This is a genomic window from Pseudomonas sp. RA_15y_Pfl2_54 (genome assembly GCF_963971015.1).
In the GTDB taxonomy this organism is placed as follows: Bacteria; Pseudomonadota; Gammaproteobacteria; order Pseudomonadales; family Pseudomonadaceae; genus Aquipseudomonas; species Aquipseudomonas baetica_A.
The window spans coordinates 106,271-130,897 of the sequence record NZ_CAXAPN010000017.1 but is presented as its reverse complement, the minus strand read 5'-3'; the positions used below and the strand labels follow the sequence as shown (position 1 = coordinate 130,897).

Below are 24,627 nucleotides of genomic sequence, written 5' to 3'. Positions count from 1 at the left end.
GGTCAGTGTCAGTCGACGTCCTTGCAGTAACGAACTGACACAACTCATCAGTGATGTCAGGCGGCGAGAATGGATAGAGGGCAGTGCTTGAGCGAGCGCTCTGTGCAAAAATCGGATGGCTTGCATGGGTTCGGTTTCTTGTATTTGTGTGGTGCAAACCAAGTTGCCGACTCATGCAGGCCTCTTCAATATTCCAACTTCTTGATTTTCTGTAAGAAAAATCGGGGATCCCTCAGGGGCAGACTACGTTTTCGGAGCACTTTCTAAACGTGGTCTGTCCCTGAGGGATCCCGTTGCCCTGGGTCAAAGTCGACAAGGGCTACCGATTTCACGACCCAAACGGTGAACTGAAGCTGGCCGACCTGTTCGGCAATCACAGCCAGTTGATCGTTTACCACTTCATGTTTGCCGAGGATTGGGAAGAAGGCTGCCAGGGCTGCTCGTTTCTGTCCGACCACATCGACGGCGCCAATCTGCACCTGGCCCACCACGACATCGCTGTGGTCGCGGTTTCCCACGCACCGTTTGAACAGTTCCAGGCCTTCAAGCAGCGCATGGGTTGGAAATTCGACTGGGTGTCGTCAGACGGTTCCGATTTCAACTACGACTTTGGCGTGTGTGCCCGCGCTGAAGATGTCGCTGCAGGAAAGGCTACGTATAACTACGAAAAGACTGACAGTGCCGAGGAAGAAATGCCCGGCCTGAGCGTGTTTTATCGTGATGCAAAAGGAGACATTTTCCACACCTACTCAACCTATGCCCGAGGCCTGGACATGCTGGTGGGTGCCTACAACTACCTCGACCTCACGCCCAAGGGCAGGAATGAGGAGGAGATCATGGAGTGGGTGCGGCATCATGATCGATATGAAAATGAAAAAGCCTCGAGTTGCTGCCACCAGAGATAATCAGCAAATTAAAGGAAAGGCAGCGGCCGGCAATACCGCCCGCTGCATCGTGGATGCCTGGAATACGCATCACCATCTAATAGTTGAATTTTGTTTTGACCTGTTCGCCTTCGCGATAAGACAGGACAAAGGACTTCCATGGTTCACCGCGCTTGACTGCGTTAGCCTGTAACTCGCCTACAAGACGCAGAATTTTCGCATCATTTATGTCGGTCTCGACGTTCCAGTCCTCCACGCCGTCTTTCTCAACGCCCAGTTCCGTCTCAATGTATCCCTCCCCCAACACCACACCGTAGCTGAATGCATCGTAGCCATGAACGATACCGGCTTCGACTTCCTGGAAAATTTCCTGGACGATTTTTATATCTTCAGTAATCACTATATAACCTCCGGAATTTGATGGGGCTCGTTTTTAAAGACTACGGTTTTAGCCTTCCCATCAACTATGTAAGTAACTCTCATCGCGTCAGGACGGACTGAGCCTGGGTCTTCACGCACGAACCTGACGGTTGTTACACCCACTGTTTTTGATGGATCGTCGAGCGCTTCCTTCACTCTATTCTCATAGAACACTTTGTAGGCTGAATTGTTGAAATTTTTGTCCTGAGGAAAAAGATTGTATTTATCGCATGTCCCGCCATTGCTACATGCCTGAACATGCCCACCCACGTCGGTGTCACGGCCTTCTTTACCAGCCTCCGTCTGCCTGGAATCCCGAGGCACTTTCTCTTTGGTCGGGGTGAACGTCAGCTCTTCTACCATACCCTTACTGTTGGTCGTAAAGGTATTGCCATTATCCAGCTCATACCGGGTGTTGGGGCTTCTCGCAGCAGGGTTGTTAAGCAGTTCATATTCATGACTGCCTTTGACGGATTTCGCAGTCTCGACTTTTACCACCGCCTCGACATGAGGCTTCGGCACGTCGGTGTGCACAGGCGCAACAGTTGGTTTGACCGGTGGCCCGTCAACCCATCCCTTGCCCGATGTATCGCCGAATTCATTTGCCCAACCCGGGTGTTTGGGATCAATCGGATCGGTAAGTTTACCGCCTGTGGTTCCCTTTCCACCCGCGACACTGAAGACCTTGCCAGTGACACTGCCTGCCATGTTAGCCGCAGTGCCCAAGGCGATGTTCAGCAGAGTAGTGGCGCCGCGTACATAGATGTCGCCCTGCTGTTCGGTCGCTCCAGCGGCAAACATCGTTTTAAAGGTGTTATCACTGTGCTCTAGCCAGTCTTTGTCCTCACCGCTCAGTTCACTGGCAATGCCTTTGGAAATTGCGTCTTTGGCCGCGTCTATTTTGTCGCCAAACAACTTGGCGATCAGAACATTTCCTGCAAGACCAAGGGCCATTTTTGCCGGGCCCATCGCTGCCTGGATACCCAGAGCCAGCAACTGGGCCTGCTCCTTGGGCAGTCCGTCCATGAAGCTCTGCAACCGCTCAGTCTCAGCCAATAACTTGCCGCCGGGGGTGCCTGGTTGCAAATCCTTGAGCAAGGTGGTCAGGTTTTTTTTGTCGTTATCACGGTACTTGTTAACGTCCGGATTCCCCGGTTTATCACCATCAGCACCACACCCGCCTGAGTCGCTGCACCTGGCAAATTCGGCAAACACCTTCGCGTATTTACGGATGACCGCGACATCCTCCGGTTTCAGATTATTGATATCTCCCGGCTTCCCGCCATTTCGAACCAGATTTTTCGCGATGTTGAGGGCCAGGTCATCACCAAGATCCTTGCGCGCTGTCTCAGGAACTTCATCCAGCGATACCCGCTGTGCCTGAAGATTATTCCAGGCTTGACCGACAACGTTGACCGGTCCGGTAATCAGACTGAGCGCAGCCTCAAAGGAACCTTGAGTAGCGTCCGCGTAGTTCTCTATCTTGTCGGCCCAGGCCTTCAATGTGCCGGAAGGATCCGCTACCGCCTCAAGCGAGGACTTACTCACGTACAGATCGGTACGAGACTCCTTATCCTTGGTAATTTCGTAGCCCTTGTCGACATCACGGTTCAACCCGACAGTCGAATCCTTGCCAGTCTCGGCGTCCTGGCGAACCACAATTTCCCCGGCCCCGACAGTGCCTCGCACAATCTGCTCGCGATCCTTGTCGTACTTCCAGCCACTGACGCTCCAGCCGTTCTCGCCCTCCTTGCCTTTGCCCGTCTGGCTGGCGTCCTGAGCGCCATTGCCTTTACCCGCCGTGTAACTGCCGCCGACGTTCAGGTAGTAGCCATGTTCCTTGTCTGAACCGGCAATATCACTAAAGCCCAGAGTGCCGGTATCCAGTTTCAGATTGCCGTTGTCGGCAGCGATCAGCGCACCGTCCAGTTGAGTGTGATTTTCGGTGCGGATATCAACCTTGTTTTTACCGGTGATGGTGGTTTGCTGTTCGATCCAATTGGTCTTGCCCGTTGTCTGGCCGTAGCCCACCGAACCGCTGACGCCAGCGCCCGGACCAATAGTGGCAGTAACGCTGATATCAAACTCTTTGCCCTTCACCTTTCCGGTGTCGGCTACAGAAGACACATTGAGGTCACCACCCACGCGACCATTGACCTCATCGCCGCGCAGTGTTGCACCGGCGATATTGGTGTCCTTGCCGCTGGTGAAGCCCAACCGGTCTCCGGCGTAGAGGTAAGCCTCTTGCTGCCGCTCGCCCTCGCGCTCCAGATTGCCTTTGCCCATGCTGACACTGGCGTAGACACCAACACCCTCGGAACCAAAGACCAGCCCCACTTCACCGCCACCGTTGTGCCGGTTACTTGTGCTGTCGCTGTCGTTCTGTGCCGAACGAATGTTCAGATCGTTGAAGGCGTTGAGTTCGATATCCCGGTGGGCGGTGACCTGTGTGCCGATCAGATTGAGATCGTGGTCAGCTTGTAGATTGACATCCCGGCCAGCGCCCAGTTGAGTGGGCGTAGAAGAGCCACGTGTCCCGTCTTCAGTGGCTACGCCGTAGCTGCCACCGATGCCGATCTTGAAGCCGCCGCTGGTGCCGCCATGAATGCCGCCCCAGCTGTCGCGCTGGGTGCTGTCCTGGCTGACAGCGCCTTTGGCGACATCGAAGGTGACGTCACGACCGACGACGTTGATGTCACGTCCTGCCTGGAACTTCGATCCCTTTACCGTTACATCATTCTTCGCATTCAGGCTCAGATCGTGGCCTGCATTCAGCGTCGAAGATCGGTTGCTTTGCTCGATAGTTTGCTGACTGCTGCTCTGTTTGCTGTTACCGAACTTGACGTCCGCTGTCGGTCCGGACAGGAACTGGCTGATGCCGTCCACAGCCTTGAGGGTGCTTGAGCCCTTGCTGACGTTATCCTCACCTTTGCCCGCACCATTGACGGCGTCTTTCGTCTGGCCATAGTTGTGATCAATGCGCACGCCCAGACCGTTGCGCTCGGTTTCGCGCTGCTGTTCCACCAACAGGGTTTCACGGCCGGCGTCGATGTTGATATTGCGGTCGGCATTCAGTTCGATATCGTTATTGGCCGCCAGATCCGAGCCGCTCTGATTGATATCGCGCTTGGCGTTGATGGTCAGATCCTGACCTGCACTGATCTGGCTGGCAGCGCCGGTTTGCTGTTCACGTCGATTTTTTTCCTTGAGCCCATCGACGCCGGCAAAAACGCCCACGCCATTGTCATCACTGGAAAAGCCGATCCCCGTCTGTTTGGACTTCGACCACGCGTGCTCGGCACTTTCATTGGCAGCGGCCATAACGTTGACGTCCCGGCCCGCGTCCATGCTGACGTGACGGCCGGCATCGATACCGCTACCCACCACATTGATATCGCGCTCGGCACTGAGGATCGTGTCACGGCCGGCCGTGACCAGGCTGCCCACGCTGGTGTTACCTTCACCCAGCCGCCCTGCTTCTTTGGCCGAAGAAAGGGAAAGGAAGCCACCCGAGACCGAAAGACCGGTTTTCTTTTTATAGGCTTCGCTTCGGCTGTAGTCCGTGTCATTGGCCGAAATCAGATTGATGTCGCCGGTGTCATCCACCAGACCGGCACGGAACTCGACATCGTTGCCCGCTGTGGCAGTGCTGGCCTGCAACAGGAAGTCTTTACCTGAAGCGACGACGACGTCGTTGCCTGCTTGCAACTCGCTAGCGACCTGACTGGTGCTGGAGTTGACCGCACTTTTGCCACTTTTGGAGAGACCGAAGGAGCCCTTTTTAGTGGTCTTGCTGAAATCACTGTGTTCGTCAGTCGCCGAGAGCACCGAGATATCGTTCATCGCGCCCAGAACCAGATTGTTTCCGGCTTTCAGCTGACTACCGATCACCGTGACATCACGACCGCCGTCCAGAGAAACGCCGCCCTTGTCCGTCTGGCTGGCGTTTACGGTCAGGTCGTGCCCGGCCTCCACAACCGAGGCCACATTGGTGCTGTCGTAACTTTCACTCTCGGTGGTTTTGCGACGTCCGTGCGATCCATTTTTCTTCTTGTAGTAATAGGATGAATTTTCATCCTCGGCAGAGCCGATGGCGATGTCCTGAACGGCTTTGAGGCTGACATCATCTTCGGCCTTGATCCGGCTGGCGATAATGCCCAGATCGTTACCTGCTTTCAGGGCAATGTCCCGGCCGGCGTTCAATACCGACGACTGTTGCGTGATGCTATGGGTTTCAGTTGCGCGCTTTTTGCTGCGCGAGACGTAGTCACTCTCGTCGGCGGCCGAAGTAATGACAATGTCATGGCCTGAATCGACGCTGAGATCGCGCTTGGCATCCAGTCGACTGGCCACAATCGCCACGTCACGATCTGCAGTGATCGACAGATCCCGCCCGGACGTCACTTCAGCGCCGTGCTGCGTAATTGTCTGATTGAGGAAAATGCTACCCCGCGCGTCCGTGTAGCGATTCTGAACCGAAGTGATATTCACATCGCGACCAGCACCAAGCGTCATGTCCCGACCGCTTTGCAGCACGCCGCCGATGTTGTTGATGTCCCGCCCGGCGTTCATCGTCAGATCATTGGCCGCTTCGATCCGTGCAGCGTTGTCCAGGTAGTCGCGGTGCAACAGGTTGCCGCGACCGGCCAGGTCGAAGCCGGTCACGTCGCGCTGGTTGATCACGCTGCCGTTGGTAGCGGTCAGGCTGACATCCTTGCCCGAGATGATGCCGCCGGACTTGTTGATGATGTCGTTGCCGGCCTTGAGCGTCAGGCGTTCACCGGCTTCGATCAGTCCGGTGTTGGTGAGGTTATTGCCAGCCTCGGCCGAAAGGTTATTGGAGGCTCGTAGCGTGCCGGCGTTATCGAGGTTGCCGCCGGCGATCAGAGTGACATCACCGCCCTGAATCAACGCCCCGTTTGGCGCCAAACGATTATTCGCCTGCGCCAGATACAGCACGGGCACCAGCACTTTTTCGCCGTTCACTTCGTGCTCTTCGAGCCAGACGATGTCGTGGGTCAACGCCGCCACTTGTTGCGCGGTCAGGGTGACGCCCATCGAGAGGTTGAGCTGATCCTTGCTGGCGATGGCGTTGTTCATCAGATACTTGAACATCGCCTGGTCGGAGGTTTGACCGTCGATGAAGCGTTGGCCGGTGCGCTCTACGACCGCCTGCTGGATCATCCGTTGTTCGAAGAAGCCGTCGCCCAGTCGCTTGGCGCTGTTGTCCGGGTCGTAGCCGAGTTTTTGCAGCAGGTAATCCGAGCTCTCGAACTTCTTGAGGTCAGTGAGTACCGGGTTGGTTTCGATCAGGTATTTGTGCGGGTTGGAGCGCACGCTTGTATCGGGCAGGCCCTGTACTCGAGGCACATTGAAAGAAACGTTGCCACGATTGGGCAGTTGCACGCCGACTGGCCCGTCAGTGGCAGTGGTGCCGACGTTGAATTGGGCGGTTTTGTCGTTGAGGTTCACCGATGCGCCACTGGCAAGCGCCAGATCGCGCTTTTTCACCGAGACTGGGTCATTGGCGTCAAACTGGAAGTCGGCCGCCTGACGGACCGGCATGCCGTCCGAACGTTGGGCGGTAGTGCCGGAAATGGAGCCGACGGTCCATGTCGGGGCTGGCGCAGTGACTTGTTCGCTACCACCTTTTCCGCTGAGTCGGAACATGCCGTTGTCACCCACCGGCAGACTGAAGCCGGGTAATGTCAGCGGGTTGACCTGTTGCTGGGCGAGGTCGGGTGGCAGTTGGCTGTTGAGGCTGATTACGGTGGTTTTACCAGTACCGCTCGCGTCAGTATCAGCGCTTCGAGAGGTGCCGGGTGCGCCCGCGCTGTAGGCTTTTTCAACGCCGTTACTGATCTTGTTGGTGGCGTTGATGGTGACGTTTCCGGCGGCCTGAATGATGGCCGAGGCGAAGCCTGAAGGGGCGGAAGTGACTATTTTTTCATCGAAGGCTGCATTTTTTATGAAGTCAGGAGCTTCGGTTCGGATACCGTTCGAATACAACGAGTCGCCGAAACTAACCGCCTTGTACCGAGGGCCAGTGTAGCTTCCCAGATACAGTACAACGGGCCCGATTATTTGATAGTAATCGTTCTCATTCTTTGATCCCTGCTTCACTTCCCGAGAAGTTACTCTCGAATCAACCTCGTTAGCATTCCAGAAACGTATATTCTTGTTGTAATCAGCGTCGTTTTGCATGTTGTACATGGCGATTTCACGCCACTGGTTAAGTGATTGACCCGCTGCGATATATCGACGAGATACATAATCGCCTGTGGCAGTACCTGAGTTTTCGAAGTTGGCTACGTCGACCCTAATATTTCCAGAAGCGGCAACGGAAGAGTTCGAGTTCAGAAATGAGCCACCGAACAGATCAAGATTTGTCCCGGAAGTAATTGAGGCAGCCTTGGAACTCTCCCCATCAAGAATACTTACTCTGAATTTTTGCTCCCATACCAATTGCTTTGCAGGCCCTCGGTTACCCAGTAGGTCAACCCAGTTAGCAGGAAGTTGATCGCACGACAAGCAACGCACCCCAATATCCGCCGAATACATCTCGGACACGGTCTTGAACTGATCCCTACGGTTAACAATCGAGTCCGCCTTGATCGAGAAGTCGCTGGTGCTCTCCATCGTCCCGGAAAGGTTCTCCACCGACGCCGCGCGATTACCTGCATCGTCCCGCGCGATATCGATCCCGCCCAAACTGTAAACATCAGACTTTTTGTTGTTGAAACTCCACACTCGAAGCTTCATATCGCCGCCACTGAACAGAAACCCGCCCTGATCGTTCAACAATGACGACGCTGTCAGCTTCACACCCGCGCCGCCCGCTAGGGTGCCATAGTTGTTAATGGCGCTGGCATTGAGGCTCAGGACATTGGCGGCAGTCAGCCGCCCATAGTTGTTCACAACCGCCAACCCACCCCGCGCGCCAACGGTCGTGTTGCCGCTAGCCGCGATACTCCCGGCGCTGCCAATGTTGAGGGTGGAAGCATCCAGTTGCATGTCACCCAGGCTGCTCACTCGGCCATTGCCGCCGTATGCGCCACCGATCTGGAAGTCCATGCTGCCATCACTGGCGATCAAACCATCGTTTGTCCAGTTACCACCGCGCGCCACCAACTGATTCGAAGCCAGCAATTGCCCGCTCGCGGTCTGCACGAAATTACCGACGTTGACCGTCAGGCGCCCGGCCTGAATCACGCTGCTGTTGGTCCAGCTGTCGGCGTTGAGCGTCAGGCCGCCACGGGTCACCAGTGAGCCGCCGGCGTTCATGACGTTGGCCGTCGAGATGCCGAACTCACCTAGGCCGACATGCGTCACCGTACCGCCGGCATTGAGGAAGCTTGGTGCGGCGAGGGTGAAATCGGTGTTGGCGGTTTCCACCAGACCGTTACGGTTATCGAACTGGCTGCCGATCTGGAAACTGGTTTTGCCGCTGGTGCCCAAGGCACGCAGTTTGCCGCTCTGGTTATCGAGATTAGCGGCGCGAATCCCCAGAGTGCTTGCGCTTTCGATCAGGCCGCTACGGTTTGTAAGGTTGCCGTTAACGCCCAACTCGATGGCGCTGCCGCTGACCTGTCCGGCGTTGTTGTTCATCGAACCGGCGTCGACTTTCACCAAGCCTTTGGCATAGATCCCGCCGCCGCTGTTATCAAGTGCATTGCCGCCGGCATTCAGCAGAATGTTGCCGCTGTTGGCGGCGATACGCCCGCCGTCGCTGTAGATACCACCGAGTGCGCGCAGGTCGAGGCGGCTGCCTTCGATCTTGCCGCCCTGGCCGTTGCGCAACACGCCGGTCAGACGGGTTTGCAGCAAACCCTTGAAGCTTGAGAGCACACCGCCACGGCTTTCGAGGCTGGCGGCGGTGAGGGTCAGATCGCCGTTCTGGGCGATGATCTTGCCGCCTTGGTTGTCGATGGCGCCGCTGCCCGCATTCACGGTCAGTGCAGTCATGCTTTGCACGGCACCTTTGCCGTTATTCAGCGCGGCAGCGGTGAGGTTCACCCCGGCATCGCGGCTGGAGATCAGGCCATCGGTATTGTTGTACAGCGTGCCGCCAGCGGTGAGATCCAGTTGGTCTTTGGCCGACACGGTGCCGCTTTGGCTGTTGTTCAGATCACCGCTGGTGAGCAGGCTCAGCAGGGTTCGGCTGATCAATTGTCCGCCGCGGTTGTCGACGCTGGCGGAGCGTTTAATCAGCAGTGGGCCGTTGCTACCAAGCGCACCATTGACGTTGGTCAGGGCACCAAGCAGATCGAGGCTGACGCTGTCATCGCCAACGAGGCTGCCATGGCTGTTGTTCAGTTGTGTGCCGGTGAAGGTCAGGGCTTTTTTCGCGGTGATTCTGCCGCCGCTGTTGTCTAGCGTTGCAGCGCGGACGTCCAGCGTGTCAGCGCTCTCGATCAAGCCGCCGGAAGCATTGCTGAGCGCGCCGCCGGTCAGGGTCAGCGTCTGCTTGCCGCCACTGCTGACGGTGCCATTGCTGTTATCGAGGCTCGCGGCCTTGATGCTCACTTCGCCCTTCGCGCCTACGCCACCGTTGCTGTGGTTGGTCAGCGCACCACTGAGGTCGATGCTGGTGTTGCCGAGCAGGCTGGAAACACTGCCTTGCTGACTGTTGTCGAGATTGCCGCCAGTGATGCTCACGCCATTCCAGCCGGAGAGCAGACCGCTCTGGTTTTTCAGATCCGCCGCAGTAATGGTCAGTTGATCGTTGCTGATCAGGTTGCCGCCACGGTTGTCCAGGCTGCTGCCTTTCAGACTGAAGCTGTTGACGCTGGAAATCTCGCCGTTCTGGTTATTCAGGTCACGCAGGTGGGCAATGCTCAGTAAACCCTTGCTGCTGATCAGGCCGTCCTGGTTATTCAGATCCTGTGCGGTGGCGCCCAGATCGATCGCGACGCCCGCAACACCCACCAGCGTGCCGCCCTGATTATTCAGGCCGGTGCTGTTGAGGTTCAGCTGTTGCGCGGCCTTGATGCTGCCCTTGTTCTGGTTGTTCAGCAGGCCATCGACCTTAACGTCGATATCGCTGTCACTGAGCAAAACACCTTCGCCACTGTTGTCCAGACTCGCCGCGCGAATCTGCAGCGCCGCGGCAGCGATCTTGCCTTTGATCGAGGTCAGCGCGTTGTCGATCTGCAGGGTGAGTTTCTGATTGGTCAGCAGTTGTCCGCCGCTGTTATCCAGCGACTTGGCGAGCAGCTCAAAAGCCTGCTCGCTGGAAATCTCGCCGCCACGGTTGTTCACGTCAGCCAGATTCTTCAACAGCAACTGACCCGGCGCACTGATGACGCCGCCTTGGTTGTTCAAAACGCCGCCGTTCAGATCGACGCTGACATCAGCATTACTGCTGAACAGCTTGCCGCCCTGTTGATCGAGGCCACGAACATTGGCAATCAGTGCGTTGCCCGCACCGATGCTGCCGTTGGTATTGGTCACCTGCCCGGCTGTCACTTGCAGTTGGTCGCCGGCGTAGATCGTTGCCTGACTGTTGTTGAGGTCACCGGTGGTGAGGGTCAGTTTTGTTTTACTGCTGATCGTGCCTTGTTGCTGGTTATCCAGCGCACTGCTGTTGATCGTCAGATCGGAGTCAGTGAGCAGTTTGCCGCCGCGGTTGCGAATGGCGCCGCGAGTATCGACGGTGAGCGCTTTGGCGCTGGAGACGGTGCCGCCATTGTTGTTGAGGCTATCGGCGTTGATCGCCAGAGCCCCTTCGCTGACGACACTGCCCTGCACGTTGTTCAGGTCCGCAGAGAGGTTGATTGCGAGATCTTTCTGGCCGGTCAGACGTCCGCTGTTTTCCAGGGTCTTGCCCGTCAGGGTCAGGCCGCTGTCACCGGACAGCAGCCCCTTGTTGCGGTTGATGACTTCATTAACAGTCAGCGCCAGATTGCCGCCGGCGAGCATGTAGCCGCTGTCGCTGTTGTCGAGCCAGGCGCCGATGAGGCTCACATCAGCCTTGCTCGACAGTTCGCCGCTGCGGTTGTCGACGCGGTCGACGGTGAGGTTCAGCGCTTTTGTCGCGCCCACCAGACCTTCCTGACGATTATCCAGAGACGCCGCTTTGAGCGTCAGGCCGTTGTCGGCAATGACCACGCCGTCCTGATTATCGAACAGACCGGTGACGCTGAAGTCAACGTCGCCGCGACCACGGATTTCGCCATGGGTATTGTCCAGGCTGGCGCTGCGCGCTTCGATGCCCGCTGAGGCGATCACGCCTTTAATGTTGCTCAGGGCACGGTCAACAATCAGCGTGAGCTTTTCGTTGCTCAGCAGCTTGCCGCCGTCGTTGTTCAGGCTTTGAGCATTGAGGCTCCAGGCCTTGGCGCCGGACATTTCGCCTGCATTGTTGTTCACCTCATTGAGGTTCTTGAACAGCAACTGACCCGGCGCATGAATGTTGCCGCGCTGGTTGTTGAGCAGACCGTTGTGCATGTCCAGGGTCAGGTCGGCGTTGCTGAACAACTCGCCGCCGTCCTGCTCCAGCGAGGTGACCGAGACGTCCAGTTTCTCTTGACTGCCGATGGTCCCGCCCGAGTTGTCCAGGTGAGCGGCGGTGAGCAACAGCGTGCCGTCGGTGGCCAGACTGCCGCCCTGACGGTTGATGAACTCGCCGGTGGTCAGCGTCGAATCTGCCTTGGCGCTGATCACGCCGTTGTCACTGTTGTCGAGGCTGGCGCTGGTGAACGTTAGACCTTTTTGCGAGGCGATCAGGCCACCCTGACTCAATACAGCGCCTTTGGTGGTGAGCGCCATTGCCTCGATGCTCGACAACTTGCCCAGACGATTGTCGAGGCTGCCGGCATTGAGGGTCATCTGCCCTTCACTGCTGATCAGGCCTTGCTGGTTGTCCATGGCCTCGTCGAAGGTCAGGCCCAGCGTGTTCTGGCTGACGATGCGCCCGCCGACGTTGCTCAGGCCGATACCGCTGAGGGTGCTCGCGCCCTTGCTGAAGATCAGGCCGTTGGTGGCGTTGATGATCTGCGCGACTTTCAGGCCCAGGGTCGTGTCGGACAGCATCTTGCCGCCCTCGCTGTTGTCCAGCCGCGAACCGTTGATGTGCAGGTCCTGTTGACTGGACAGTGTGCTGGCGCGGTTATCGATCTGATCGACGTTGACCGTCAGGGTTTTGAGCGAGCCAACGAGGCTGTCCTGACGACTATTAAGCGTTTTACCGGTGAGTTTCAGATTGCCTTCGGCGACCAGTTCGCCGTGTTGTTGATTGAGGGTCTCGATGTTGGCGTCGATATCACCCTTGGCGGAAATCCGTCCGCTATCGTTGGTCACTTCCTTGGCTTTGAGGCTCATCAGTCCCGTCGACGTCAGCAGGCCACCATTGCGGTTGTCCAGTTCGTTGATCAACAACTTTGCCGCCTGATCGGCACGAATCGTACCGCCGCGGTTGTCGGTGTTGTTGCTGCTGACGGCCAGGGTATTGAGGCTGGAAATTTTCCCGGTGCGGTTATCCAGACGCGTGGCCTGCACGTCCATCGCGCCGTTGGCCTGGATCAGGCCCTTGTTCTGGTTATTCAAGCGATCACTGACGCGGGTGGTCAACGTGCCTTCACTGGTCAACTGGCCTTGCTGGTTGTTGTCGAGTTGTTGCGCTCGCACGGTCAGATTCTGCTTTGCGCCGATCCTGCCGGTGCTGTTGTTGATCGCGCCGAGGGCTGTGATGTCGAGCAAACGGCCGGCGGTCATCAGGCCAGCGACGTTATCCAGCGACGTGACGGTCAGAACAATGTCGCTCTGACTGCTCAGCTCACCGTTGCTGTTGATGAGTCGGCCGACGTTCGCCGTAATCTTTGCGTTGCTGTTGATCACACCGTTGTTGTTCAGCACCTGAGTGGCATTCAGGCTCAGCGTGGTATTGCTCAGGACCTTGCCTGCATTGCGGTTATCCAGCGTTGCGGCAGTGATCGCGGTGGTTTGCCCGCTAAGGGTGCCACCCTGGTTGCTCAGGGTTTGCGAGGTGTTGACCATCAGGTTGCGGCTGGCGATCAGGCTTTTGCCGGTGTTGTCGAGGTTCTGCGCGCTCAGGCTCAGATCACCGCTGGCGTTGCGGCTGCCATCGGCATTGACGCCCGCTACGATGGCACCGGCGTTGCTCAGTTGCCCGCCGGCGCTGAGGTTGATGCTGTCGCGTGCGGCGAGGGTCTGGCGGTTAGTCAGGTTACCTTGGGTCTGCACGTTCGCGCTGGTGCCGGCGTAGACCGGTCCGCGTGCATCGAGGCTGGCAGCCTTGACGTTGACTGCCCCGGTCGCCGAGGTATCAACCAGACTCAGATGACCATTGGCATCGAGCTGAATATCACCACCGCTGGCGATCAGTTTGCCGTCGAGTTTCACCCCGACCCCAGCCTCGGTGCCGACCAGTTTGATCGCCCCGGCGTACATGCCGCCCAGCGCCGAGGAGTCGATCGCCAACTGCGGCTTGGCGCTGCCATCATCGGCACGGGCCGTGGTATTCAAGGTTTGCGCGTTGACGTCGTTGCGCCCGGCGACGATGGTCAGGTTCTGCGCCTGAATCTCGGCGTTGATCTTCGCGCTGCGGGTAATGATTTCGAAACGGTCAACGTTGGTCGCGTTGAGGCCTGCACCTTCGATGGCCACCGAACCCTGATCAACCTGAAAACGATCCAGCCGACCGTTGTCGAGCACCGGTTTGCCGGTGGTCAGCGTCACACGCGGCGAATTGATAAAACCGCAGCCGTTGCAAGTGATGCCGTAGGGGTTGGCGACAATCACCCGCGCCGACTGCCCCGCCACTTCGGTGTACCCGCGCAACTGGCTCGGGTTGCCACTGATGACTTCGTTGAGAATCGCCTGCGCCGAACCGCTGTTCTTCAGGTTCGGGTTACCGATGATGTGACCACCCAGTTGTGTGGCGGAGGTCTGCACAGAGCCGTTGTTGAGGATGACGCCCTGCGCCCCTACGTTGTAATCGTGGAACTGGTTGTGCGACAGCCCGCTGCCATTAGGCGTGGATATGTTAATGATCGGCACACCGTTGCCCGCTCGATCCAGCGAGGTGTTCGGGTTGGCCACGACAATGCCGTCGGCCTGCGCCCACATCGGTTGCCAGAACATGACGTTCGCCAGCAGGAACGCCAGCCCGCGCTTGGGCATGCCCAGAAACGTTTCTCGGGTTTTCACGGCAGCAGAGGGCTGACGGGCGAGCAAGGCGAAGTGGCGGACGTCCATGTTTAAAATCTCATTACAGCGGGCAGGAATACGGGATTGACGCCAAGCGCAGCTGCTCCAACAGGCCCGCACCTTGGCGCCGATGAGAGCAAACAAGAGTAAGGCGAGACTGCTAGCGCTTTGATATCAAATTAGTGGCGCGATATTAGATGGCCACTATTTTGGCGTCAATTAATAGATGCATCCGCCGACTGTTACTGACTAATGATGAGGGCCAAACCCAGCACTCCGTTGGCAAGCACTCGCATCCACAACAAGCCCTCCCGCCGCAATAATCTGTAAACTCCCCCCTCTTTAGCCGCCCATCATTTTCCTGCGGCCATCACCTCTTTATCTGTAGCGGAGTCCACCTTGCGTTTGTTTCACACCTCCGACTGGCACCTTGGGCAAAACCTGCATGGCCAGGAGCGCGATTTCGAGCATGCGTGCTTTCTCGAATGGCTGCTGCGCCAACTGAAACTGGCGCAGCCGGATGTGCTGTTGATTGCCGGGGACATCTTTGACACGGTCAATCCGCCGGTCAAAGCCCAGGAACGCCTCTACGATTTCATCGTCAGCGCCCACGAGCAGCAGCCGTTGCTGACCATCGTGATGATTGCCGGCAATCACGATTCCGGCTCGCGGATCGAACTGCCGGCACCGTTGATGCGGCGTTTGCGTACCCATGCGCTGGGTCGGGTGTTGTGGCTGGATGACGGCCAGCTCGATGCCGAACGTCTGCTGCTGCCACTGCCAAATGCCCAAGGCGAAATCGCCGCGTGGTGCCTGGCGCTGCCGTTCCTGCGTCCGGCCGAGGTGACTGGCGCGCATCTGGGTGACAACTACCTACGCGGTATCGGCCAGGTTCACGAATGGCTGATCGAAGCCGCCAATGCCAAGCGCAAGCCGGGTCAGGCGCTGGTCGCAATCAGCCATGCGCACATGGCCGGCGGTTCGGTGTCGGAAGATTCCGAGCGCAGCCTGATCATCGGTAATGCCGAAGCCCTGCCCGCCAGCCTGTTCGGGCCGAGTATCAGCTATGTCGCCCTCGGCCATTTGCACAAGCCGCAGAAGGTCAACGGTGAGGAACGCATCCGCTACAGCGGCTCGCCGATTCCGTTGTCGTTCTCGGAGATCGGCTATCAGCACCAGATTCTCGACATCACCCTCGACGGCGAAACCCTGGTCAGCGTCGAGCCGAAACTGATCCCGCGCTCGGTCAACCTGCAACGCATCGGCCCGGCGCCGCTGGCAGAGATTCTGCTGCAACTGGCGGACCTGCCGAACATCGATCTGCTCGCCGAAACCCAGCGTCAGCCGTGGCTTGAAGTCCGCGTGACTCTCGACGAGCCGCAGCCAGACCTGCGCCACCAAGTGGAAAGCGCCCTGCAAGGCAAAGCCGTGCGCCTGGTGCGGATCGCCGCCGAGTACGCCGGCAACCGTGGCGCTGACGGCGCGCAAGAAGGCACGGCGCTGATCGAACTCGATCAACTTACCCCGCAGGAATTGTTCAGCCGCGCCTGGCTCGACAACTACGGCAACGAGGTGGATGAGCAGACGCTCAAGGACTTCGCCGAACTGCTGCAAGACGTGCAAATGGAGGGCGAGCAGCCATGAAGATTCTCGCCATTCGCTTGAAGAACCTGGCCTCGCTGGCCGGCCCCTTCGAGATCGACTTCACCGCTGAACCCCTGGCCAGTGCCGGTCTGTTCGCAATCACCGGGCCGACCGGCGCCGGCAAAAGTACCCTGCTCGATGCCTTGTGCCTGGCGCTGTTCGGCGCCGTGCCGCGCTTGAACAACACCGGCCGTGACGCCAAAGTCCCGGATGCCGACGGCGAAATTGCCACCGGTGACCCGCGCACTCTGCTGCGCCGTGGCACCGGCGAAGGTTACGCCGAGGTGGATTTCGTCGGTGTCGATGGCCGTCGTTACCGCGCGCGCTGGGAAGCCAATCGTGCGCGGGAAAAGGCTGGCGGCAAGTTACAAGCCAGTCGGCAAAGCCTGCGCGATATCGATCAGGATCAACTGCTCGCCAGCCAGAAAGGCGAATACAAGACTCAACTGGAAGCCGCGCTGGGCCTGAACTTCGAACAGTTCACCCGCGCTGTGCTGTTGGCGCAGAGCGAGTTCAGTGCGTTCCTCAAGGCTGACGACAACGACCGCAGCGAACTGCTGGAAAAACTCACCGACACCGCGCTCTACACCCGCCTCGGCCGCCGCGCGTTCGACAAGACCAAAGAGGCCCGCGAAGCGCACAAGCTGCTGCAGGATCAGGCCACCGGCGTCACGCCGCTGCCGCCCGAAGCCCGGGCTGAACTGGATGAGCGTTTCAACGCCGCCCAGCAGCAATTGAAGTTGCAGCAAGCGCAGCTCAAGCAACTGGAGCAGCAGCACAGTTGGCTCAAGGAATTGCGCCAATTACAGGACAAGCAACAAGCGGCTGCCGAGCAATTGCAGAGTGCGCAGCAACAGTGGGAAGCTCTGGCCAGCGAACGCCTGAAGCTGACGCGCCTGGAACAACTCGCGCCGCAACGTCACCAGTTCGCGCGCAAGTCTGAACTCGACGCGCAACTGACGCCGCTGGCGGCCCAGATTGCCGCGCACACCCAGCAACAAGGCGAACTCGGCGAACGCCAGACGCAACTGGAACAATCGCTCGATACGGCGAAAGTCGCCCTGAGCGAAGCGCAGCAGCGACACAGCGAAAGTGCGCCGTTGTTGCGTCAGGCTTTCGAAGAGCAAAGCACCCTTGCTCGCCTCGCCAAGGACACCGCCCTCAGCGCAGAGGCCCGACAGTCTGCCGAACAGGCGTGCACACAAGGCCAGAGCGCCATTCAAGCGTTGCAGGCGAAACAGGCCGAAGTCGCTGAACGCCTGCAGAAAATCGCCGCCGAGCTGGAACAGAGCGCCGAGCTGGCGCCGTTGAGTGATGCGTGGAATGCCTACCGCGATCGCCTGCAACAGTTGATGCTGATCGGCAACCGCTTGAACAAGGGCCAGTCTGAACTGGCCAGCCTCGAACAAACCGCCAGCCGCAGCGCCGAAGAACTGACGTCGCAGAAGCAGCAACTGGAAGTGCTGTTCAAAGAGGCCGGCGCCGAACCCGATGCCGTCGCCGAGCAGATCGGTATCCTCGGTAATCTGTTACAGGACAACCGCAAACAACTGCGTGCCATTGAAGACCTGTCGCGCCTGTGGGCCACCCGCCAGGATCTGGACAAGCGCGGCGCCGAGCTGCAACAGCGCCAGCTCAAGGCCCAACAGGAACGCGAGCGCCTGACCCAGGACGGGGTCAAGACCAAAGCTGAACTGACTGTCGCCGAGCAAACCCTCAACGTCACCCGCGAACTGCTCGAACGCCAGCGTCTTGCCCGTAGCGCCAGTGTCGAAGAGCTGCGCGCGCAGTTGCAGGACGATCAGCCGTGCCCGGTGTGCGGCAGCAACGAGCATCCGTATCACCAGCCCGAAGCGTTGCTGCAAAGCCTCGGCAAACACGATGAAAGCGAACAGGCCAACGCACAGCAGGTGGTCGATCAGCTCAAGGAAAAACTGACGGAGTTGCGCGCCGAAGTCGGCGGGGTCATTGCTCAGCAAAAGGAACTGCTGCAGCAACAGGAACAACTGGCCGACCAGCAACATGCCCTCGCGCCGAGCCTCAACGCTCATCCGCAAGCGGCGCAGTTGATGAACCAAGACGCCGACAAACGCGACGCCTGGCTCAACCGGCAAAACGAGCAGTTGAACCAAAGCATCGCGCAGGACGAACAACGCCAAAGCGCCCTGCTCGCCCTGCAACAGGACGCCGCGCGCCTGACTCAGCAGTTGCGTCAGGCCGAAACCGCGCATCAGCAGGCCGCACAGTTGCTGAGTAACCAGCAGCGAGAACTGGGCAGCGACCGTCAGCGCCTTGACGAAGAGTTGTCGGCGTTCAGCCATTTGTTGCCGGCAGACACCCTTGAAGCCTTGCGCCTTGAGCCGGCGGCGACGTTCATGCAACTCGACCGACGAATTGCCGAACGCCTGGCGCAAATCGATCAGCAAAAGGAAGAGCTGGGCGAACAACAACAACGCCAGCAGACGCTGGAAAAAGAACAGGATCGTCAGCAACTGCGCGCCCAGCAATTGCAAACCGCCGAACAGCAGTTCACTGCGCTGGCCGAGCAGCAACAAACCTGCCAGCAAAAACTCGCGCAATTGCTCGGCGAACACCCCAGCGCCGAACAGTGGCAACAGCAACTGGAACAGGCCGTGGAGCAGGCGCGCAACGCCGAAACCGGCACGGCCCGGGAACTGCAGGACGTTCGCACACAACTGGTGCAGACCGCTGCCGAACTCAACGCGCAGCAAGAACGCTTGCAGGCGCTGAACAGTGAACATCAGGATCTGGCCGGCAAGATTGCCGACTGGCGCGCCCGTCACCCCGAACTGGATGACGGCGGGCTCGAAGACCTGCTGCGCGTCGACGATGCGCAACTTTCTGAGCTGCGCCAACGCTTGCAAATCAATGAAAAAGCCATCGAACAGGCCAACGTGCTGTTGCAGGAGCGCAATCAACGTTTGCTCGATCATCAGGCCCAGCACAACGCCCATCTCGATGCCGAACAATTGGCCAGCGCCCTCGCCGACCTGCAAAACCAGTTCAACGTCAGCGAGCAGCAATGCGCCGAATTGCGTGCCGAACAGGCCGAAGACCAGCGCCGACAGAACGCCAATCAGGCCTTGGCGCAGCAGATCGCCGACGCCTATGCCGAATACCAGCGCTGGGCGCGTCTGAGTGCGTTGATCGGCTCGGCCACTGGCGACACTTTCCGCAAGATCGCTCAGGCGTACAACCTCGACCTGTTGGTGCACCACGCCAACGTGCAATTGCGGCAACTGGTCAAACGCTATCGCCTCAAACGCGGCGGCAGCATGCTCGGCCTGTTGGTGATGGACACGGAAATGGGCGACGAACTGCGCTCGGTACATTCGTTGTCCGGCGGTGAGACGTTCCTCGTTTCGTTGGCGCTGGCGTTGGGGCTGGCGTCAATGGCATCGAGCACCTTGAAGATCGAATCGCTGTTTATCGACGAAGGCTTCGGCAGTCTCGATCCGCAATCCCTGCAACTGGCGATGGACGCCCTCGACGGCTTGCAGGCGCAGGGCCGTAAAGTCGCGGTCATTTCCCACGTACAGGAAATGCATGAGCGAATCCCGGTGCAGATTCAGGTACTGCGCCAAGGGAACGGTTTGAGCACGCTGGAGGTGAAATGAACACGCTCTATTCCTTCCGCCGCTGCCCGTATGCGATGCGGGCGCGGATGGCCCTGCGCTATTCGGGCGTGCCGGTGGAGATCGTTGAAGTCAGCCTCAAGGCCAAACCGGCCGAGATGCTGGTGCTCTCACCCAAGGGCACGGTGCCGGTGCTGGATGCAAATGGCCGGGTGATCGATGAAAGCCTGGAGATCATGCGCTGGGCACTGGCGCACAATGATCCGCAGGATTGGCGGCTGGAGGGTGATTCGAGAATTGCCGAGCTGATCGAAGCCAATGATCAGGTATTCAAGGTTCACTTGAATCGCTACAAGTACGCCGAGCGTTATCCCGAACAGCCGATGGAGGCGTATCGGGCTGAAGGGATGCTGTTCTTGCACACGCTTGATGAGTTGCTCAAGGATCGTGATTACTTGCTGGCGGATCATCCAAGCCTGGCGGATGTGGCGCTGTTTCCATTCGTTCGCCAATTCGCCCATGTTGATCGCGAGTGGTTCGCGCAGACGCCTTACGTGCGGCTGCAAGTGTGGTTGCAGCGCTTTCTCGAATCTGACCTCTTTACCTCGATCATGAGGAAATAAAGCACCCGGGTTCAGGCCAGAGCCTGGCACATCCCGAGTGCCGAGCAATCCACTTCAAAGGGGCCGAGAAAATCGGCCGAGACTTTGATCGGCGGATTGCCTGCCATCAGCCCCAGCGTATTGGCGCGCTCAATGTTGTGCGCGATGTTGTGATTGGCCTCTATGGCCCGGGCCAGCGCGCCAACCGAGCCCTGGCCAATCCCCAGTAATGAAGCACCATTGATCAGGAACGCCAGACCGGCGATGACCCAGAGTCTGTAGCCTTTCATGCTCCGCCCACTCCTGCGAGTTCGGCCTGATCGACCGTCACGTTTTGCGAGCGAAGTTCGAACTGAATGCCGGGATGGGCAACTTGAATCGGTGCGTCGAAACGGTGTTCCATTTGCGATGTGACGCTGACGACCAGCACCACGGCCAGGTAAAGACCGATGACCAGGTAGGCGCCGCGTTTGGCAGAAGTGATGATTGCGCTGGCCATGGTGTTCTCCGTTGGCATGTTTCAGTGCCAACAGAATCAATCAAAAAAGCTGCAGCCACCACTCAGGGTTTCCCATAGTAACCATCAGCTTCATTGATCATTTAGCCCGTCTATCTCGACGTTGAATAAAACCTATCGTGTTGCAAAACACACACGCACAGAAGCTGCCGAAGGCTGCGATTTCTTGATTTTGCTTTTGAAAAACAAGATCAAGAAATCGCAGCCTTCGGCAGCCCTTGGGCGTGCAGACTTTCAGTGTTGGGCTTTGTGATCCAGGGCAGCGTAGAAATTGGCGCTTTGTTGCAGGTACTTCTGGGTGTAGCTCTGGGTGTGGGATTTTTTGCTGCTGACGTCAGCGTGGGCGCTGGCAGGCAATGCAACAGTGGCAGAGATGGCGGAAGCGGCGATGACAGAGAAGAGATTGAAGTTCATGGCGGTAACCCTCGTATTCGGTTGGCTTGCTTGCCCGGCTGGGCTGTGAAGCAAACTTAACGCTCGACGGTTGCTTGCTTGAAATGCTTTGTAGCATTAGCTGTTATCAGCGCGATTGATACAAAGAGACAGGCCCCGTAAACCGGGGCCTGTGGCTTATTGTCGCGTCAGAAACTTCAGGTCGCTCGGGGCGTCCATTGGCAGTTTCTGCACGGTTTTGCCAAGCAAACCGGTCTTGCCATCGCGCTCGACGACCACAATCTCGTTGCTCTTCTGGTTGGCAATCAGCAGGAATTTGCCCGTTGGGTCGAGGCTGAACTCGCGCGGGTGATCACCTTCCACCGAGCGTCGCTGCAACTCTTTGAGCTGGCCGCTGGCCGGGTCGATAGCGAACACCAGCAACTGATTGGCGGTGCCACGGTTGCTGACATAGAGGAATCTGCCGTCAGCGGACGCGTGCAGCGCGGCGGCGGCCTTGTCGGAAATCGGCTGCCCGGCCGCCAGGTCGATCATTTGCGTCTGGGTCAGCACACCGTCGTTGTAGTCGAAGACCGCAACCTGCGCGCTCATTTCCATGGTCAGCCAGGCATGCTTGCCGTCAGCACTGAACAACAGGTGACGCGGGCCGCTGCCGGCCGGCAACGATACCGAAGCGGTTTTCGCCGCAGTCAGCGGCAGCTCCGGATTGCCTTTCGGGTCGAATTGGTAAATGAAGATTTTGTCCGCGCCCAGGTCATTGGAGAACACATAGCGACCGTCCGGCGAGGACACCGTCGAATGCACGTGGTTGGACGCCTGACGCTCGGGATTGACCCGGCTCGCCGGGTGGCCGCTCATCTGCACCACTGGTTTGAGCTTGCCGTCGCTGTCGACGGGCAACACCGCCAGTGTGCCGCCCGGATCTTCGACCACCGAATAGTTGCTGACAAACAGGTGGCTGGCGTCACCGCTGAGGCTCGAATGGGTGGGCTCGTTGCCCAGACTTTGCACCTGATTGATCAGGCTCAGCGCTTGGGTCTTTGGATCAATCGCGTAGCTGCTGACGCGGCCGATTGAATCCTTCTGGCCGGGGCCGTTTTCGTTGACCACGAACAGACGTTTCTGGTCTTTGGAAACGGTCAGCCACGAAGGGTTTTCGCTGTTGACCACTTGCAGCGGCCTGGCATCGATCTGGCCTGTGGCGCTGTCGAAATTCATTCGATAGATGCCTTGGCTGGAGCCCGCCGTGTAGGAACCGACCAGCAACTGGGAGCTTTCGGCAGAGGCCGTGGAAAGGCCCATCGCGCCGACGCTGCCAGCCATCAACAGAGGCCAGAACTTACGCATTTTCATCAGTTTCATCCTCGTCGTCGCTGCTGCTGATGACGTCGCCGAGGCAGACCAGGCGATGTTCGCCGGTTGTCTTGGTGTCGCTGGCAAAACCAATGATCAGCCAGCTCTGCAGGTCTTCGTCAAACGTTGCCGCTTCAACCTGCGCCGGCGTGAATTCCCAATGCTTGGCCGCTCGGCCATCGATGCACTCGATGTGCAGGTTATCGTCTTCATCGAGGGCGAATTTGAAGGCATGCAAGCCGTCGATTTCGACCATATCGCAGTGTTCGAGGGCGTTGAGAAGGGTTTGGGCAGTCATGGCAAACAGTCTTTCTAGGGGGGAAAGCGCCAATGATAGCTGATTGTCGCAGCAGAACCTTGTGGGAGCGGGCTTGCTCGCGAACGCGGCGTGTCAGTCTACACATATGTTTCTGATAGACCGCATTCGCAAGCAAGCCCGCTCTCACAGGGGATTGGGGGTGGGTTTAGAGGGCGTCGCGCGATGGCTTACCGTCAACCAGGCGCTGGATACGCAGCGGATTGGCGTTTTTCAGCGGCTCGGGCAGCAAGCTGTCCGGATAATTCTGGAAGCACACCGGGCGCAGGAAGCGATCAATCGCGAGCGTGCCGACCGAGGTACCGCGCGCATCGGACGTGGCCGGATACGGCCCGCCGTGCACCATCGAATCACACACCTCGACACCGGTCGGATACCCGTTGAGCAGGATTCGCCCGACCTTCTGTTCCAGTAGCGGCGTCAGTTCGGGGAAGCGCTCGAAGTCAGCAGGTTCACCAATGATCGTCGCCGTGAGTTGCCCGTGAAGACCGTTCAACGCCAAGCCGAGCTGCGCTTGATCGGCCACTTCAACAATCACCGTGGTCGGGCCGAACACTTCTTCCTGCAACACTTCGTCGCCGTTGATCAACAGGCTGGCATCAGCCTTGAACAATTGCGGCTGCGCTTGAGTGCCCTGCTGTGGATTACCGGCCAGATGCTCGATGCCAGGATGTGCCAAGAGCTTGTGCAAGCCTTTGCCATAGCTGCCAAGGGTGCCTGCGTTGAGCATGGTTTGCGCCGGTTGATCGCCGATCAGCCCCGCGACCTGCTGCACAAAGGCAGTGAATTGCGGCAAGCGAATACCGATCACCAGACCCGGGTTGGTGCAGAACTGACCGCAGCCCTGCACCACCGACGCGGTGAGGTCACGCGCCACGCTCTCCGAGCGTGCCGCCAGTGCCTGCGGCAAGACGATCACCGGGTTGATGCTCGACATCTCGGCGAACACCGGGATCGGCTGCGGGCGTGCGGCGGCCATGTCGCACAGCGCACGACCGCCCTTGAGCGAACCGGTGAAGCCCACCGCCTGAATCGCCGGATGCTTGACCAGCCATTCGCCAACGCCACCCCCGTAGATCATGTTGAATACGCCGGCCGGCATGGCGGTTTTTTCCGCCGCGCGAATCAGCGCGTCGGCCACCCGCTCGGCGGTGGCCATGTGCCCGCTGTGGGCCTTGAACACCACGGGGCAACCGGCGGCCAGAGCCGAAGCGGTGTCGCCGCCGGCCGTGGAAAACGCCAACGGAAAATTGCTCGCACCGAACACCGCCACCGGGCCGAGGCCAATGCGGTACTGACGCAGATCCGGGCGCGGCATTGGCTGGCGTTCCGGCAGCGGCAGGTCGATCCGCGCCCCATAGAAATCGCCACGGCGCAGCACTTTGGCGAACAGGCGCATCTGCCCGCTGGTGCGTGCGCGCTCACCTTGAATCCGCCCGGCCGGCAACGCGGTTTCGCGGCAAACCAGGGCGACGAAATCATCACCGAGGGCGTCGAGTTCATCGGCAATGGCATCGAGAAACTGCGCCCGGCGTTCAGCGCTGAGGCTGCGATAAGCAGGGTACGCGGCAGCGGCGGCTTTGGCGGCGGCGTCGACTTCCTGCTCGGTGGCCTGAATGAAATCGTGGGGCAGTTGTTCGCCACTGCTGGCGTCAACGCTGTGCAGTTTGACGTTACCGGCCGCGCTACGCTGACCGCCGATGTAGTTGTGACCGAGAATCTGAGTCATGGG

At 58.8% G+C, this 24,627-nt stretch carries 11 protein-coding genes and 2 pseudogenes; 4 read left to right on the top strand and 9 right to left on the bottom strand.

All coding sequences use genetic code 11. The annotated features are described in order from the left end of the window. Positions 1-126 (bottom strand): annotated as a pseudogene (locus AACY50_RS14565) (IS4 family transposase); the annotation flags it as partial. 167 nt (positions 127-293) lie between these two features. Between AACY50_RS14565 and AACY50_RS14560 the strand changes: the two are divergent. Further along, a pseudogene (locus AACY50_RS14560) lies at positions 294-905 on the top strand (DUF899 domain-containing protein); the annotation flags it as partial. Between the two features lie 76 nt (positions 906-981). Here the strand turns inward: AACY50_RS14560 and AACY50_RS14555 are convergent. Together AACY50_RS14555 and AACY50_RS14550 are read right to left on the bottom strand one after the other, a co-directional pair. Beyond that, positions 982-1,284, bottom strand: a complete 303-nt coding sequence (locus AACY50_RS14555) for a hypothetical protein (RefSeq protein ID WP_339538771.1) — start codon at positions 1,282-1,284, stop codon at positions 982-984. Further along, complete coding sequence (locus AACY50_RS14550; RefSeq protein WP_339538770.1) at positions 1,284-14,522, bottom strand: hemagglutinin repeat-containing protein; 13,239 nt, start codon at positions 14,520-14,522, stop codon at positions 1,284-1,286. Before AACY50_RS14550 ends, AACY50_RS14555 begins: the two co-directional genes overlap by 1 nt. A gap of 351 nt (positions 14,523-14,873) precedes the next feature. Between AACY50_RS14550 and AACY50_RS14545 the strand changes: the two genes are divergently transcribed. Genes AACY50_RS14545 through AACY50_RS14535 form a run of 3 tightly spaced genes read left to right on the top strand, consistent with a single transcriptional unit; the run spans position 14,874 to position 20,337 of the window. Further along, positions 14,874-16,118, top strand: coding sequence for an exonuclease SbcCD subunit D C-terminal domain-containing protein (locus AACY50_RS14545; RefSeq protein ID WP_339538769.1), 1,245 nt, complete (start codon positions 14,874-14,876; stop codon positions 16,116-16,118). Further along, the gene (locus tag AACY50_RS14540) at positions 16,115-19,756 is read left to right on the top strand and encodes an SbcC/MukB-like Walker B domain-containing protein (RefSeq protein ID WP_339538768.1); all 3,642 of its coding nucleotides are present in this window, start codon (positions 16,115-16,117) and stop codon (positions 19,754-19,756) included. The genes AACY50_RS14545 and AACY50_RS14540 overlap by 4 nt, the downstream gene beginning before the upstream one ends. Beyond that, the gene (locus AACY50_RS14535) at positions 19,753-20,337 is read left to right on the top strand and encodes a glutathione S-transferase (protein ID WP_339433183.1); all 585 of its coding nucleotides are present in this window, start codon (positions 19,753-19,755) and stop codon (positions 20,335-20,337) included. Before AACY50_RS14540 ends, AACY50_RS14535 begins: the two co-directional genes overlap by 4 nt. A gap of 11 nt (positions 20,338-20,348) precedes the next feature. On the opposite strand, the gene AACY50_RS14530 is transcribed toward AACY50_RS14535, so the two are convergent. The 6 genes from AACY50_RS14530 to AACY50_RS14505 form a co-directional block, all read right to left on the bottom strand. Next, positions 20,349-20,606, bottom strand: coding sequence for a hypothetical protein (locus tag AACY50_RS14530; RefSeq protein ID WP_339433184.1), 258 nt, complete (start codon positions 20,604-20,606; stop codon positions 20,349-20,351). Continuing rightward, positions 20,603-20,815 carry a hypothetical protein gene (locus AACY50_RS14525; protein ID WP_339433185.1) on the bottom strand — a complete coding sequence of 71 codons (213 nt, stop codon included), beginning with the start codon at positions 20,813-20,815 and terminating at the stop codon, positions 20,603-20,605. Before AACY50_RS14525 ends, AACY50_RS14530 begins: the two co-directional genes overlap by 4 nt. Positions 20,816-21,067: 252 nt before the next feature. Continuing rightward, positions 21,068-21,247, bottom strand: coding sequence for a hypothetical protein (locus tag AACY50_RS14520; protein ID WP_339433186.1), 180 nt, complete (start codon positions 21,245-21,247; stop codon positions 21,068-21,070). 156 nt (positions 21,248-21,403) lie between these two features. Next, positions 21,404-22,579, bottom strand: coding sequence for a lactonase family protein (locus AACY50_RS14515; protein ID WP_339538766.1), 1,176 nt, complete (start codon positions 22,577-22,579; stop codon positions 21,404-21,406). Next, positions 22,566-22,877, bottom strand: coding sequence for a DUF5629 family protein (locus AACY50_RS14510; RefSeq protein ID WP_339466136.1), 312 nt, complete (start codon positions 22,875-22,877; stop codon positions 22,566-22,568). Before AACY50_RS14510 ends, AACY50_RS14515 begins: the two co-directional genes overlap by 14 nt. 166 nt (positions 22,878-23,043) lie before the next feature. After that, complete coding sequence (locus AACY50_RS14505) at positions 23,044-24,624, bottom strand: aldehyde dehydrogenase (NADP(+)) (RefSeq protein ID WP_339538765.1); 1,581 nt, start codon at positions 24,622-24,624, stop codon at positions 23,044-23,046. Between the last annotated feature and the right edge of the window lie 3 nt (positions 24,625-24,627).